Genomic DNA, 15,065 nt, shown 5'->3' with positions numbered 1-15,065 from the left:
TCGAACTCAATCGGGATAGCGGATCGAAACGCTGTACCGTCCTAACTGTATTATACTACGCTGAGCTCTCGTGGGTAGTCGGTCAGGTTTGTGTGACCCGTTTCGGTTACGACGATGAGATCTTCAAGGCGGACGCCGCCGACTTCCTGTTCGTACAGTCCGGGTTCGACCGTGACGACGTGCCCAGGCTGTAACTTCTCACCACCCCAGCTGAGTTTGGGCTGTTCGTGGACATCGAGTCCGACACCGTGGCCAGTGGAGTGAACGAACCCATCTTCTGTGGCCTCGTCGGTTCGAAGCGTCGGGTATCCTTCGCGTTCGAAGACGTCACAGACAGCCTCGTTTACCGCTTCACCAGTCACACCTGGCTTGATCATCGCTAGTGCCACCTCGTAAGCCTCATGGGTCACATCGTACCACTCCTGAATCTTCGCTTCCGGTTCGCCTTTCACGAACGTCCGGGTCATGTCTCCATAGTACTGCGATTCCGTATTGTACGGAGCAATATCGACGATGATCGGCTCGCCTGCTTCGATTGGTCCAGATCCGGCTGTGTGACCGCGAGCACCTGCTGCACCGGCGGCAACGATGCACTCACTCACTTCACAGTTCTTTTCGAGAACTGTCGTTTTGATCGCGTGGCGGACCCGCTCGCTCGTCAGCACGTCTCCATCGAGCTGCAAGACGCCCGCTTCGACTGTTGCGCGTTCGAGGAACCCCGCTGCGACTGTCATTGCTTCGATGGTTGCTCGTTGTGTCGCCGCGATCTGTTCGATCTCTTCGTCGGATTTCACCGCCCGAATACTGCCCACACAGCCATCATAATCCGTGACGACCTCGATACCCTGATCGTGCAGCATCGTTGTCGTTCCGGTCGGAACGGAGGCTGGCACAGAGACCGAGTCGACCCCATACTCAGAGAGAAACGCCGCGATTGCAAGGGGTCCGGCTTTCGATTGCCCGTGCTCGATGACCATGCTTCCGTAGTCGAACTCCGAGAATCGGTGGACATTGTCACTGTCACGGTTTGCTCGCGTGTATTCGAGATCGGGAACAAGGAGTCGAACCTCGCCGTCCACATACAGTGTGACGGATTTACCTTTGAAACCCGAAAGGTAGTACTGATTGCTGTCATTGCCTGCAGCGTCGATCAGATATCCGTCGGTTTCTGTCTCGTTGAGGAACGCCGTTAGCTGTGGATACGCGGGAGCCATAGGAAACGATAGTGACAGACAATAGTAATAGTACTGCTTCGACCCTCGTGGTGTTCTCGATTACTGATTATTACTGCCTACTCTGTACGGACACAGCAGAATTACAGTACAGTACACAGCACCGACAGTACCGACAGAGCCGACGCTCTCAATCACTACAGTCTGTTGTCTTCTGGGTTGTGAGTAATAGATCGGGCACTACGGGCTCAACTGAAAGCGCTCAATTTCAACGATGGGAATGCTTAGATTAGCTTCGCTTCGCTTTGCTAAAGCGATCAGCGGGCTGCCCATGCACTCCGGAGCTCTCTGCCTGCAGGGATCAACACCCAGAAGGTGAGTGCGCCGAGGATCGCAAACCACAGGAAACCCGTTTTGAACGTGAGAGCCAACTGATCAAGCATCTGTAACTCTTGTTCAACTGGCACGGAGAGCTGTGCCTCCGTGAAGCTCGGGGTGTTGTACCAGCCCGCGATAACCATCCATCCGAGCATGCCACCCGTGAGAATAGCGAATCCCTTGATGAATTCGTCAGCCATTATCGGTTCTTAGTCAGCGCCGTCTTTAGGGTTTCCCATTCCCATCCCTTCAGCTCGAAACCGTGTCGAGAAGACGTAAATAACCGATCCGATCAGGATACTCGCCACACCAAGCAGTGCAAGGAGGACGTTCACTTCCTCAGCCGATGCGTTCGCTCCCTGTGTTGCTGTGTCGAGAATCACAAACCCACCGACAACGGCAGCCGCAGCAATGAGTGTCGAGAAGACGGTGACGATCTTGTATAATCCGACCGGCACAATAATATCTCCGTCGTCCACCGCCTGCTCGTCAGACGCATCGGAGTCGACCATGCAAAAACAGAGGAGACAGAGATACTTGAGCTTGTTTTGTTTGCCGCTTCGCCTGAGTTTGCAACCGAGGCTATCGCGGTGGGCGAAGCCGGTAGTACCGACGGTTCAGTTCGAACATGTATCCCTCACGCATCGTTTTGAGCACCGCGTAGCTCAGACATCCGACGACGAACGGGAGCAGGAACGTCAGATCGAAGATCAGGTGTGGGTCGATCGCCTCTGGGAACAGATTCTTGACCGAAAGCGCAGCGATCGTGATCGCAAAGACGGTCCCACCCACACCAATGGAGGCCCAGAACGGCTGTTCGACTGGACGCCGCGCAGAGCCTTTGTTCAGGAATGGCACAATAGCGATGGCACCGACGACGACGAGATTTGCAAGCACCCCGTACGTCCGATCTGCCATCAGCTTCTTCCCACCTAACAATGCAAGCTCAGGATTGAGCGGGCCGAGCTTGAGCAGGCCGAACGACCAGTACAGATACCAGTCTGGCAGGATGACTTCTGGCGTGGTAGATGAGTCCGCAGGGGCATCGATGTGTGGTGGCATCGTCGCTGAAAGAAAGATGATCATCCCGATGAAAAACACCGAAATCGCGATATTTCGGATCGTCTCGTGCGGCCACGACGGAAATCCGAGCACGTCGCGCTCGATGTAACTCGAGTCCGTCCGCAAATCCTGGTCTTCTCGACGAGCGCGTTCGAAATACTCGTAGGTCAGCCGGGACAACCCCTCCGCGCGAGCTTTTCGCTCGCTCCACGTCGGCGTTTCGTCGTCCGGGGCGACGATGCCGGTCCCGTCTGTCCGAACCTCGTCGCCTGTGTCGCTCTCGGTCATTATTCGTTACCGCAAATTGGCTTCGCGCTACCTTCAACGTTTTGTTACTCCACCTGTTGGCCTGTCTGACACCGACACTCTGAGTGTCGTCGAATCAGAGCTAGGACAGTCTCTCCAGAGCCCACAACTACTTGTGAACGAGATAATCCCGATCCGTAGTCAATTGGATATCATATAACGGCTGGATATCTCCTCCACCCAGAAATCGTTCAGGCAGTAACCGAGTTCGTGACTTCGCCTCGTCGATTTACGACACTGTGAACCATCCTAACATTTGAAAATACGGTATTCGCTATTCGCTATTCGAGGAAAGACACCTGCTGGCTCCACAACCGACGAGAACAGAAGTGAGTCGTCGATCAGTGTGGTTCTGCGATCCCCTGCATCCAGACGATGCCGATGTGGATCGCAATGAGTGCCGTCACGATGAACGGCAGGAAGAACACGTGTAAGATGTACATCCGTTGGAGTGTCGCTGGGTTCGGTGTGAAGCCGCCGAAGATGAGCTGTGCGATCCACTCCCCGATGAGTGGGATCGAGAGCGCCATTTCGACACCGATCTGGCTCGCCCAGAACGCCAGCTGATCCCACGTCAAGAGATAGCCCGAGTATCCAAAGACCATCGTCAGTGAGATGAGCACGATTCCGATGAGCCAGTTCACTTCACGAGGTTCCTTGTACGCGCCTGTGAAGTACACCCGAAGCATGTGCAGGAAGACCGCTGCGGTCATCACCTGCGCAGACCACCGGTGAATACTCCTGAGCATATACCCGAAGTTCAACTGGGTCATGATGAACTCGATCTGCTCGTAGGCCATCGATGGATCACCGGTTGCACCGACTGCTCCGGGCGTGTAGTAGAACCCGAGGAGTCCGCCGCTGACGGAGGCAACGATGTACGCGAGGAGCGAGAAAAACCCAAGCGAATACAACGGATACCAGTACCAGAACTTGTTATCAAGATTGTACTGCTCCGTGTGGCTTTTCGGCATCTGCAGGTTGACCTTGTAGTAGAGATTCTCTAAGATCTCAAGGTAATCGACAACGCGAAAGCGCTTGTCGAGCCAGATGAGCGTGGTGAGATACCCCCGCTCAACTGGAGAGAGATCCTTGCTCTCCACCCAAGCCATATGATCGTGTTCGTCTTTTGGTTTTAAGCTCATGGTGTCCGTTCACTCTGATTCGCTGCCACTCTCACTGCCACTGTCACCCGATGGACGCGGAAGCGACACAAACGTTGTGTCCACGATTTGATACGGGTCGTACACCGACTGGTGACACTGACAGTAGATTTTGTCCTCCGCGTTGAATTTCGCACTGCCTGGGAACGCTTTGTATGCCGGGACACAGCAGAAGTGTGTACACTTATCCAACCACGCAATAAAGCCCTGGGCGGTGCTTGCTTTCAACCACGGGTCGTTCTTGGCCATCTCCTCGACTTTCGTACTCCGGATGACCTGAATGGGGATTGTGCTTTTCGTGTCCTTCGAACGCCACGTTCCCATCGCGGGCTTGCCGAGACCACTTTTGCCGATGTCGTTGCCCCACTCTTTGTAGTCCTGAAAGTGCTCGACTTTCAGCGGATCACCGGATGAGAGTTGCTCTTGCTGCCAGCTGTACGGCGTGTTCGATCCGGAGAGGAAGGAATTTTCCTGATCAGCGTCCGGTGCGATCCCTGCGTAGGTCTGGACGCCACAGTACTGGAACCATTCAGTCGAGTACGTTACACCGCCGATATCGGTTTCGGCCACGGTGATTGTCTGGGATCCTCGTTGGACTTCTTTCGGCTCGGGCCAGATACCTTTGATAGTGCCGCTGCCGTCGATCTCGATTGGAATCTGTGGCATTCCACGAGGAGCGGGACCTGCAATATTCTCGAGTGCCTTGTATCTCGTGACACCACCACCCTCTCCCGCTGAAGAGGTAACCGACGTCAGTCCGACTCCGGTTGCTGTCCCGACCGTTGCGAGCGATGCCGCACCAACGACGCCCTTAACAAAGCGCCGTCTCCCTGACTCGATTGGATATTTGTCGCTATCTGCCATGAATTATCGTTTATAGTACGGATAAATCGCGTGTTTCACACCCTCCCAGATGTCGACATCTGGGGACTGTCCATCAGCGTCTTCTTCTTCAACGTAGAGGTCCTCCCATTTCCGCCGACGCTTTTTCACGACCATCACGTCGGGGAGGAATTCTTTTCGGTAGAGTAAGAGAATAAACGAGAGATCGATGAAGATCACTGTGAGAATCCCTCCGAGGAACATATTTCCGAACGGATCTCTCCCCCATCCGGTCGACAGTCCGTAGGTGAACATACCCACGAATACGACTTCGATGATTGTGAGGAGAACGATCGCAATCGCGGCTGCTGTGCTCTCTCGCGCCGGTTCGTAGCGATGAATCGATCCGTAGCTGTTGTCACCGGATGGCATTAGTTGTTCCCTCCTTTCGTATGAGCGCTTTCACCGTATTTGAGCAGGTAGAACGTGAAGACGAGCGATGACATCATCATCAGCACCGCTCCGATTCCAACGTAGTGGGGCTGAATCGGAACCCCCATCTCTTCTGGTTTGAGTTCTGCTGCTGCAGCTGGTGATTTACGCGGGACATTTCCGACCGCGATCGCGCCCTTCATGCCAACGCTCTTGTGTGGTTGGCAGAAGTACGGGATGACACCTTCTTCTTCGGCGGTGTACTCGAAGGTGCCCGAGCCTTTGATCTCGCTTTCGAACTGGCCGTCTTCGGCCTGAACGTTGTGGCCTGGGCCCTCCCACTGCCAGATGATCTTCGTCCCGGGATCAACGTGCACCGCAACCGGATCGTAGACGTTCTCTCCACCCGGCCCGACTTTGATCGTCACCTGATTGTTGCCAGTCATGTCGGCCGTGCTGCCCTCGCTCCACCCGCCGGCGTCGTCCAAGTAGCCGCCGTAATCGATCGGACCAGAGCCACCACCCCCTTCTTGCGCGGCGGCGGCTCCAGAAACCGCAGATGTAGTGGTTACGGCCCCCGCTGCGCCGCCAGCAGTGCGGAGAAATTCCCGTCTGTTCATGCACAAGCTGATTTCAGAACCGAGTTCGTATAAACCCACCGAAGCCGCCGACAGCGCCGCTACAGCCCTTATGATGGCGTATCGTTTGAATCGTCTACGTCATCGCGTTTCGTGAAATCGTCGAGATCCTCAAGGATTGCCGGCCGTTCGTCCGCGTTCGAACCTGTGTCCGAATCTGCATCGGAAAGACCAACGGCACGCAGTCGGTCGCGGTACTCCTCCGATCGGAACCGGTCTGAGAGACGGGCATTCGCAACCAGAACGAAAAGAACGATCCCGATTCCGATGAAGATGAAGCCAGTGAAGATGCCGACAACTCCGGCCTCTCCGGTTAGGCCGACCATACCGCCAATTAGCAGGAACAGTCCCATCAACACCAGCACTGCACCAACGACCTGGATCACTCGGTGACCGAGCGTCCCAGTTCCCTCTGGGACCTCGGACGGTCTAGGAAGGACAGTGCCTTCTGGCATCTCTGGCGGATCGTACTCGTCCATCGAGCACAGGGCAACAGACGGTTTGACGTCCCGGAGCACGGTTCCCTCGCCCGCGACGCTTCCATCTTTGTAGACGACGGCGTAGCCTTCATCGGAGTACGCGATGAGCCGTTCGGGATTCGAAAGCCGTTCGAGACGGGCGAACACCTCGCGGTCGGCGACGCGCTGTTTCACGTCTGCCTCGACCCGGTCGAGCAGCTCGGTCCCCGTGATCCACGTCTCGATATCGAACGCCGCATCCCACTCTTCCGGCGTCATACGGGCCATGTCATCCGGCCCGAAATTATCGAAGTCGTACTTCTCTTCCACCTGTTCCCGTAGCGTTTCCACAGAAGGCTCCTCTACCTCTTTCGTGTCGGGAGTCCCTGTTTCAGCCCCCGAATCGGAAGGCTCTCCGCTTTCCTGTTCGTCGGAGCCATCACTCATTGTCAAACCATTAGAGGGGAGTCCTCGTTAGCGTGACGGTTGAGCTTCGATCGTCTTTGTATCACCACTCGTTCTACCGCCGATTGCACTGCTACGCTGCTGTTGGCTGTCGAGTCGTTCGCATCGCGCAACGAATCTCTAAGTGTGGTCGTGCTGAAACGGTGCTATGACGCATGCAACGGGCGATCGGGGGAGCGATGGCTGCTCTCCATCGGGGATTTTTCGGACGGATGATGACTCGTATGTTCGGTGTCGCTTCGGTGTTCCGATGGGGTGTCTGCCGTGTCGATGAGGGTCGCTGTTCTCGGTGCGGGTGCAGTTGGTGTCACTGCTGCGCTCGAACTCGCTTCACAGGATGTTGACGTTACCGTCTACGAACAGGGGACGATCGAGAGCGGAAGTAGCGGACGCGCGGCAGGCGTCTGTTACGATGCGTATGCAGGACGTATCGATGCTCGAATCGGGGATCGAGCGCTGGCCCGGTTTCAGGAATTCTCTGGGATGAATGGGTTCGATTTTACTCTATGCCCCTACGTTTGGCTCGCGCGTGAGAATGATGAAAAACGAGCGGCCGCCATCCGCGAACAGGTCCCCCGGATGCGGGCCAATGGCCGGGACGTCTCTCTCATCGACAGTGAGACACTCGCAGAACGGTATCCGGCCCTCAACGTCGACAGCGTAGCCGTTGCTGCGATTGCCAGAAACGCGGGACACACGGACCCTGCGAGCTACGTCCGTGCGGTCGCCGACCACGCAGTCGAGACGGGAGCAACGATCCTGACCAACACACCGGCGACGCTTCGGGCACAATCAGAAACGACCTCGAACGCAAACACGGAAATCGAGACTCCGGATGGACACGAATCGTTCGACGCTGTCCTCGTCGCTACCGGCGCGCACACCAAACACGTACTCGCAGCCGCTGACATCCCGATTCCGCTCAAACCGTACCGCGTTCAGGCGCTCACAACCGAGCCGATAGCTATCGACGTGCCAATGCTGTTCGATGCTACTGGTGGCTATTATCTCCGACCGCACGGTGATGGACTGCTCGTCGGAGACGGGACCGAACCGATCGAGCGTGACCCCGACGGCTGGAAACGTGAGGCCGACGAATGGTTTCTCGAAGCAATCGAAACGCATCTGGAGACAGCAGTTGGAAGGACGTTCGCTCGTGATCGAGCGTGGGCCGGTCTCTGCACCGCAACGCCCGACGGTGACCCACTCCTCGGAGAAATTGCACCGAACGTGTTTGTCGCCGCCGGCTGGCAGGGGCATGGTTTCATGCGCGCGCCCGCGTTAGGTGAAATGATTGCAGAGCAGATCGTGGACGGCGACGGTATCGAGGCGTTCGACCCGAAGCGCTTCGATGGCGACGAGACGTTCGAAATCAGAGAAGGGATGGATATCGGCTGAGTGTTTCCTCGGTCACACTAGTGACGGCGTCGCTTTTGCTTCGGAGAGCCGGTCGAACTGGCTCTGAGTGAGTGAAATATCTACAGCCGAGATGTTTTCGGCGAGTTGCTCTGTCGTTCGTGCACCGACGATTGGTGCAGTCACTTGTGGATGAGCGATCAGCCACGCAAGCGACACCTGCGCCGGTGTCGCATCGATTTCGTCTGCGATCTCACGGACCACGCGTAGCGTATCGTAGTTTTCAGGAGTGAGGTAGCGGTCGGTGAACTGATCCGACTCCGAACCGCGCGTTCCGTCCGGAATACGTTCTTCGTGCCGGTATTTTCCCGTGAGAAATCCACCGGCCAGCGGACTCCACGGACAACACCCGATGTCGTAGCTTTCGCACATAGCGAGGTACTCAGCCTCGATCTCACGGTCGATGAGGTTGTAGCGAGGCTGTGCAACTGTGAACGGCTCGTAGTTGTGCTTATCGGCGAATTCGTTCGCTCGCACGACTTCCCACGCTCGAGGCTCAAAGGTAGACGTGCCGAGGTAGTTTACAGATCCGTCACGAACGAATCCGTTGAGTGTGTGCATGAACTCCTCGGGAGGCGTTCGATCGTCGAACCGGTGTGTATAGAGGAGATCGAGGTAGTCCGTGCCGAGCCGATCGAGGATTCGATCGATCTGCCGGCGGAGATGCTTCCGACCGAGTCCGTGCCCATTCGGATCGTCCTCGCGTGTCGACCAGTACACCTTCGAGGCGATGACGAACTCCTCACGGTCGCGCTCTGAGAGCCACTCGCCGATCCATCGTTCACTCTTTCCCTTGCCGTACATATCGGCGGTGTCGATGAAATTGCCACCGTGATCCGCGTACGCATCGAGCAGTGCGTGAGCACTTTCACGGTCGATTTCGAACGTCCCCGCGTCAGTTTCGTGTCCGAAGCGCCACGTACCAAGCGAGACGGCACTCACGGCTGTCCCCGTCTGACCGAGTGAAACCGTTTCCATATTCGCTGTATGAGTCGGTACCGACTTAATCCAAATGGACACCTACTAGCCGAAGCTACCATTCGCTCCAAATCTGTATCTGTGTGCGTTGACTGACTGACGATCGGAGAACAGCGCGATAAGACGACACGATCGGAGACAGTGTGTTGGAACATTGCACTGTTGAACCCTCGAAACATTGGCGTGTTAGACGATCCGTGCCCGAACCGTTTTCTGAAGCCATCGGAAAGAGGGCACATGGGCAAATGGCGACGCAGAGCGATGTACTACTTCTTCTCTCTCATAATCATTATTTTCGGCTATACCGGTGCTTACTACTACGGGATGCGGATGTACGAGGACAAGCCGAAGACGTTCATCCGCTCGTTGCAGGTCGTCATCGAGACGTTTACGATGACAGGATTCGGCTCCGATGCACCCTGGCTCAGCCCCGAAATGAACATCTTCGTCATCCTCATGGATCTTACTGGTGTCGGGCTTCTCCTCGTCGCCCTTCCGGTGTTTGTAATCCCGCTCTTCGAGGAGGTGTTATCGATAACCGTTCCGACGGCACTCGAAGAAGAACTCTCTGATCACGTTATCATCTGCAGCTACACGCCGCGAGGTGAGACGTTGATCGCGGAACTCAACTCGTGGGGCGTTGAGTACGTGATCGTCGAACCAGACCGTGATCGGGCATCAGACCTCTACGAAGCAGGATACAGCGTTATCCATCAGGATCCAGAATCCGTGACCGGGTTCGAAAACGCTCGCATGTCCGATGCACAGGCGGTTGTCGCAGATGTTTCGGATGAGGTGGATGTTAGTATCGTTCTGACGGCAAAGGAGGTTGCCGAAGATGTCCGAGTCATCAGTGTCGTCGAAGAACCCGATCGATCGATATACCACCGTCTTGCCGGAGCGGATGTCGTTCTCTCACCACGCCAACTTTTGGGCGAAAGCTTGGCAACGAAAGTAACGACAGCCGTGACGACTGATCTCGGCGATGCGATCGAAATCGGTGAGGACTTCGAAATTGCCGAGTTGCCGATTCACCGAGGGAGCGATCTCGTCGGCCGGACGCTTGCAGAAAGCGGTATTCGAGAACGATCCGGTGCAAACGTGATTGGTGCGTGGTTCCACGGTGAATTCGAAAGCCCGCCGTCGCCCGATTCTGTTTTGGACGGGGGAACGATACTCCTAACTGCTGGGCGTGAACCACAACTTGAGCAGCTCAAACAACTCACGATGTCGGATATGCGAGAGTTCAACCGAGGCGAGACGATCATCGTCGGATACGGTGAGGTTGGAGCATACGTTTCTAACATTCTTTCTGAGGCAGGACTACCGAGTACCGTCGTCGATTGGATCGAAAAGGATGGTGTGGACGTTGTCGGTGATGCGACCGAGCTCGAAACACTGCGCGAGGCTGGAGTGAAAGAAGCCCACACAGTCATTCTTGCACTTCCCGACGATACAACTGCACAGTTTGCAACGCTCATCATTCGGGATCTGAACCCAGATATCGAGATCATCGCGCGAGCAGAGGTGGCAGAAACGATGGCGAAGATGTACCGGGCAGGTGCAGACTACGTCCTCTCGTTGGCAACAGTCAGCGGACGAATGCTTGCGTCGACGATTTTAGAGGACGAAGAGGTCATATCCCCAGATACACAGGTTCAGGTGATTCGAACGACCGCCCCTCGTTTGGGTGGACAGACGGTCGGTGGTGCACGGGTCCGGACACGAACTGGGTGTACTGTTGTTGGCGTAGAGCGGAATGGTGATATCATCACGGACGTCGGTCCTGACTTCCGAATTCGGTCCGATGATTGGTTACTCATCGCAGGGACGGACGACGGAACGAATAAATTCACAGAACTGATGTGCTGATGCTCCCCCGGCGTCACCACTAATATAGACAGTCAGCGGCTCTTTGCACAAAGCGATCGGCTGAATGAGTTTGTGTGGGCTGTCTCTACCTCATTAGAGGCTGAGGCCGTGGCTCGATCAGTGGTAGAACACACCTTCGAGTGATCAAAATCAGTTAGGGAAGAAAGTCATCGTAGCGCTCAACCGCTTTCGCCTGCTCTGTAAGACTCACCTTCTCCACCGATTGGTCATACTGTACGAGGGTTGCCGATTCGAGTGTCGGAATGTGGGTATGATACAGCGAAATGTACGTTTGGCGCACATTCTTTGCGGCGATGTCTGCAAGCGGCTGATCGTGTTCGTGAACCGCGATATCATCAGCAAGCGCAGAGAGTGTCATGCTTTCGTTGGTTCGAAGCTGATGCAGAACGAACCGGCGACGGGAGTTCGCAAGCCCGATGAGCACCTTCGTGTGAGCAGTCATATCCGCTGTGGAGGTGGTATTTCGTGACGTTCTTGACTCCAAATCGACTGGAAGGTGTGAGAGTAATAATTCGAACTTCTTGGGGGGTGAGTACCGCACTGTCCGTTCCTCATCTACGTAGACAATGATTTCAGCAGCAGCAAATTTTGGGAGGATTGAGTGGTGCAGTTCACTCCGTAGGCGCATCCGGTCGCGTTCAGACGTTACATCGACTGGCTCGTCTGTCGCGTTACTCAGATGGTGTATCAGTTCTACGAGCGCTACTGTCTCGTCTGGCAACTGCTGTAATATCGCTAGTATTCCTCGACAGCGCCGGTCGGCAGCGAGCGCGAACCACTGATCGAGGGAATGGTCGCTCGGTGTGATATTTCCAGTCATTATCGTATTTGAACCCCGTTTGTCGCTGCTTTCAGTCAATTGGGTCATTAGTATTAGTATCTGTTCTATCTGGTGATTCGGAGATGTAACGAGAAGTCTGTCGTGACTCTCCTCGCAACAAATTCGAACAGTGTATCCAGCGGCAGTGACGCCCGTGGTTATCGTTCTCAGTCATATGTTACACTGACCATTGAGCACGTCTGTGAAGTGAGTGTCTGAATACGGTATCGAACGTAACAAGAGCAGTAGCTTATCCGCCCGAACAGACGGATACGGAGCCGGGTACATTCCTTTTTCACCACTCTTGTTATTAATCACAGATTGACCGTTGGACGGCAGTAGTGAAAATGTGATCTCGAAAATATTCGACTATCGTGAGGATGATGCGTAATATCTAGATATGTATCTGCTGGCGATCATATTTTACAGATATACGATGCCAAACTCGTTGTCTACGAACGTGCTCCGGGTGGTTTAAGTCCGTTATCGGTGGAAATTTTATTTCTCACAGAGCAACGTAGCGAGCGCAGCGTGCAAGCAGTTGGGATCGTTCAGGCTGTACTATGATCAGCCGTTCTCAAACACCGTTTCACAGAGTCTCCGCTCGGCTTCCCGAAGGTGGTGTGTGAAGGTTGATTGAGAAATGTTCAAGGTATCGGACAGCTCCGTTCCTGTTCGTACTCGGGGCGATTCGAAGAATCCGCTCAAATATGCCGTCTTGAGCACTTCTCGCTGTCGGTCGGTGAGCTGTTCGTCAACAGTGTCGTGTAAGTCTTGTTGTGACGTGATTGATCGATCACGGGTATGTCGGGCTACGAGATCAACAGGGTAAGCCGTGCACACCCTCTCGACGAACGTCCGGACGTCGGTTGTTGGTGGAATATCGACAACGATCGTACTTTTCTCCTCGCTAATAGTGAGAGAACGGATAACGGCTTGCTGATCAACCACATGCGAGGCAAGCGTCGGCTCGGTGACGATCGCTTCGAAGACACAGTCGGTGTCCTCGTTCCTGATAATCTGTATCTCTGTGATGCCAGCGAGCTGACTGCCGCGTGTGAGGATTTTGTTCGGGTCGACGTTCTGAGTCGTAAAGAAAAAGTGCGCTGGTCCGGCCGTTTGGGGGACGAGTCCATCGAAGTGGATTTGGCAGCCGACATCTCGAGCGATCCGACTGAGCACGTCGTTCGATCCCTGAACGGTCAACGTCAACTCGGTAACACTGTCTGTCTGGAGCGTCTCTTTGGTCTCCACTGCGTCGATCGAGTGAGCAATCGTCTCGCCGAGTTCTCCCATCACGTCTTGTTCCATCTCATCGATGGCGTTCGGTGTGTCTGTATACAGGCTCAGCACGCCGTAAAACGACTGTTCGTACATGAGTGGAACGCTGATACAGGAACGAAAGCCGTGGGTGAGTGCTTTTTCTCGCCACGGTGTGAACATCGGATCGGTCAGAAGATCTTGGACGACCTGCACCGTTCGCGTTCGGACTGCAGTCCCGATTGGGCCCCGCCCTGTGGGTGTCTCGTCAGTCGTGACCGTGATACTATCGAGATACCCATTTTGGATGCCTGCTTGTGCGCGTGGGGTGACTGTATCTGTCTTAACGTCTTGCTCGCCGATCCACACGAACTGATACGGATCTGATTTCGCAAGTCGCTCACAGACCTTCTGTTCGATGGCAGTACGCGTATCGGCCTCCACTAATACATTGCTGATCTCTCGAATGACGCTGTTGATACGACGCAGTCGATCCAGCTGATTATTTCGTGTTTGCAACGTCTGTTCCCGGTGGGATCGGTCTAACGCGCGTTCGATACTCGTTCCGAGCATCTTTGCGAGGTTTACCGTCATCTCGTCGAACTCGTTGGGACGTGTTGAACCCGCACAGAAAACGCCGTGACGGCCGAGTGTGACGATTACGCCGCTTCGAAGCGGTGTCTCGGAGGCGGCAATTCCAGATGGTGACGGCAGATCGTTGCTCGCATCGGTTTGCTCGGTTATGAACGTCTGCCACGCACGATCTTCGTAGAGATCAGCAAGCGATGGCACATCTGCCTGCAGATCCGTGCTGCTACTGTGCAGTTCGAGTTCGCCCGAGTTTTCATTGTAGGGCCAATACGACGTGAATTCAACTCTCAGTACGTCTCGCGCGATATCAGCTACGCGATCACCGATCGAATCAGAACCGACAGACATCAGTGTTTGTGTTGCTGCTGTGAGTGAACGTAATCCCCGTTCGCGCCGCTCTGAGGCTTTCTCGGCCCGTGCTCGCTCGACGAGCGACTGAAGCTGCCAATCAATGTACCGGTTAGAGTGCTCTTGGTCGATGTCTTCATCAGGTGGAATGTAATAGACGTTCTCAGCGACGGTGTCGTCGTAGACGAGCTTTGGGTGATGGTCGATGATCTTTGAGAGCAGCTCCGATGAAAACCGCTCGCGATTGTATTGGCAGAGTAAAACATAGTCCTCATCGGAGCAACGGCTGTTGAGTGCTTCTTCGTATGCCACGAGTGAATCGGGATCAATGTCACTATCAAAGACCCACGTCATCTCACCTGTGACTCGGATCCCTGCGTACCCCTTATCGTACGCTGTCAAGAGTGATGTTTCCCAGAAGTCGAGTACAGCATCCCGGTCAAATGAACCTGAACCGAGGTAGGAGTCTTCGGCATTGTGAAACAACAGTTGGCCGGATTCACGCGCGGCATCGACATCAATACCTCCATTTCGAAGTGCTGACACTACGTTGGCTTCCGTGTTCTCGGCCAGAATATACAGACATCGTTCGTTTTGGTTGAGTCCCTCACGGATGAATGGGACCATCGTCGAGAGTTGATCTTCCTGTGTCTCATACAAAAGAGCGAAGTGATTGTTCGAATCGTACTCATCTCCCGTGTGACCGTCGTTGTCTGTTGTCGCAGCGAACGTCGGTGAGTGTTGCTCCAGTGTTTCGCCAGAGCAGTTCGACTCTCGTTCGCCCATATTGTCGTCCGTTTGGCACGCATCTGTAATAGCGTTCCGACATCATCTAGCATCTGATAATATTTGCCTGTAATTGG

Annotated in this window: 14 protein-coding genes; 2 read left to right on the top strand and 12 right to left on the bottom strand. The window is 54.8% G+C overall.

Annotated features, from left to right (window positions below):
• Positions 1–50 precede the first annotated feature (50 nt).
• The 9 genes from MW898_RS14730 to MW898_RS14690 all read right to left on the bottom strand — a co-directional run bounded on the left by MW898_RS14730 (position 51) and on the right by MW898_RS14690 (position 6,878).
• Positions 51–1,214 (bottom strand): M24 family metallopeptidase, encoded by a 1,164-nt coding sequence (locus tag MW898_RS14730; RefSeq protein ID WP_248908525.1) that lies wholly within the window; start codon positions 1,212–1,214, stop codon positions 51–53.
• 275 nt (positions 1,215–1,489) lie between these two features.
• Positions 1,490–1,750 (bottom strand): DUF7314 family protein, encoded by a 261-nt coding sequence (locus MW898_RS14725; RefSeq protein WP_248908524.1) that lies wholly within the window; start codon positions 1,748–1,750, stop codon positions 1,490–1,492.
• A 9-nt stretch (positions 1,751–1,759) separates the two neighbouring features.
• Positions 1,760–2,062, bottom strand: a complete 303-nt coding sequence (locus MW898_RS14720) for a DUF7315 family membrane protein (protein ID WP_248908523.1) — start codon at positions 2,060–2,062, stop codon at positions 1,760–1,762.
• A 70-nt stretch (positions 2,063–2,132) separates the two neighbouring features.
• Positions 2,133–2,900 carry a cytochrome b family protein gene (locus tag MW898_RS14715; RefSeq protein WP_248908522.1) on the bottom strand — a complete coding sequence of 256 codons (768 nt, stop codon included), beginning with the start codon at positions 2,898–2,900 and terminating at the stop codon, positions 2,133–2,135.
• A gap of 359 nt (positions 2,901–3,259) precedes the next feature.
• Complete coding sequence (locus MW898_RS14710) at positions 3,260–4,063, bottom strand: cytochrome b (RefSeq protein ID WP_248908521.1); 804 nt, start codon at positions 4,061–4,063, stop codon at positions 3,260–3,262.
• A 9-nt stretch (positions 4,064–4,072) separates the two neighbouring features.
• Positions 4,073–4,945: a ubiquinol-cytochrome c reductase iron-sulfur subunit gene (locus MW898_RS14705; RefSeq protein ID WP_248908520.1), complete on the bottom strand. Its 873-nt coding sequence runs from the start codon at positions 4,943–4,945 to the stop codon at positions 4,073–4,075.
• 3 nt (positions 4,946–4,948) lie between these two features.
• A complete protein-coding gene (locus MW898_RS14700) occupies positions 4,949–5,335 on the bottom strand; it encodes a DUF7318 family protein (protein WP_248908519.1) in 387 nt (128 codons plus the stop codon).
• On the bottom strand, positions 5,335–5,955 hold the full coding sequence (locus MW898_RS14695) for a plastocyanin/azurin family copper-binding protein (protein WP_248908518.1): 621 nt from the start codon (positions 5,953–5,955) through the stop codon (positions 5,335–5,337). The genes MW898_RS14700 and MW898_RS14695 overlap by 1 nt, the downstream gene beginning before the upstream one ends.
• Positions 5,956–6,023: 68 nt before the next feature.
• A complete protein-coding gene (locus MW898_RS14690) occupies positions 6,024–6,878 on the bottom strand; it encodes a DUF308 domain-containing protein (protein ID WP_248908517.1) in 855 nt (284 codons plus the stop codon).
• A gap of 288 nt (positions 6,879–7,166) precedes the next feature.
• On the opposite strand from MW898_RS14690, the gene MW898_RS14685 reads away from it, so the two are divergent.
• Positions 7,167–8,294: an NAD(P)/FAD-dependent oxidoreductase gene (locus MW898_RS14685; RefSeq protein WP_248909779.1), complete on the top strand. Its 1,128-nt coding sequence runs from the start codon at positions 7,167–7,169 to the stop codon at positions 8,292–8,294.
• A gap of 12 nt (positions 8,295–8,306) precedes the next feature.
• On the opposite strand, the gene MW898_RS14680 is transcribed toward MW898_RS14685, so the two are convergent.
• On the bottom strand, positions 8,307–9,290 hold the full coding sequence (locus tag MW898_RS14680) for an aldo/keto reductase (protein ID WP_248908516.1): 984 nt from the start codon (positions 9,288–9,290) through the stop codon (positions 8,307–8,309).
• A 237-nt stretch (positions 9,291–9,527) separates the two neighbouring features.
• On the opposite strand from MW898_RS14680, the gene MW898_RS14675 reads away from it, so the two are divergent.
• Positions 9,528–11,162, top strand: coding sequence for a potassium channel family protein (locus MW898_RS14675; protein WP_248908515.1), 1,635 nt, complete (start codon positions 9,528–9,530; stop codon positions 11,160–11,162).
• 154 nt (positions 11,163–11,316) lie between these two features.
• On the opposite strand, the gene MW898_RS14670 is transcribed toward MW898_RS14675, so the two are convergent.
• Both MW898_RS14670 and MW898_RS14665 read right to left on the bottom strand, forming a co-directional pair.
• Positions 11,317–12,003: a DUF7344 domain-containing protein gene (locus tag MW898_RS14670; protein WP_248908514.1), complete on the bottom strand. Its 687-nt coding sequence runs from the start codon at positions 12,001–12,003 to the stop codon at positions 11,317–11,319.
• Positions 12,004–12,570: 567 nt separating this feature from the next.
• Complete coding sequence (locus MW898_RS14665; RefSeq protein WP_248908513.1) at positions 12,571–14,988, bottom strand: MEDS domain-containing protein; 2,418 nt, start codon at positions 14,986–14,988, stop codon at positions 12,571–12,573.
• Positions 14,989–15,065: the final 77 nt, after the last annotated feature.

The organism is Halocatena marina (assembly GCF_023276375.1).
Taxonomy (GTDB): Archaea; Halobacteriota; Halobacteria; order Halobacteriales; family Haloarculaceae; genus Halocatena; species Halocatena marina.
This window is presented reverse-complemented; position numbering and strand designations above follow the sequence as displayed.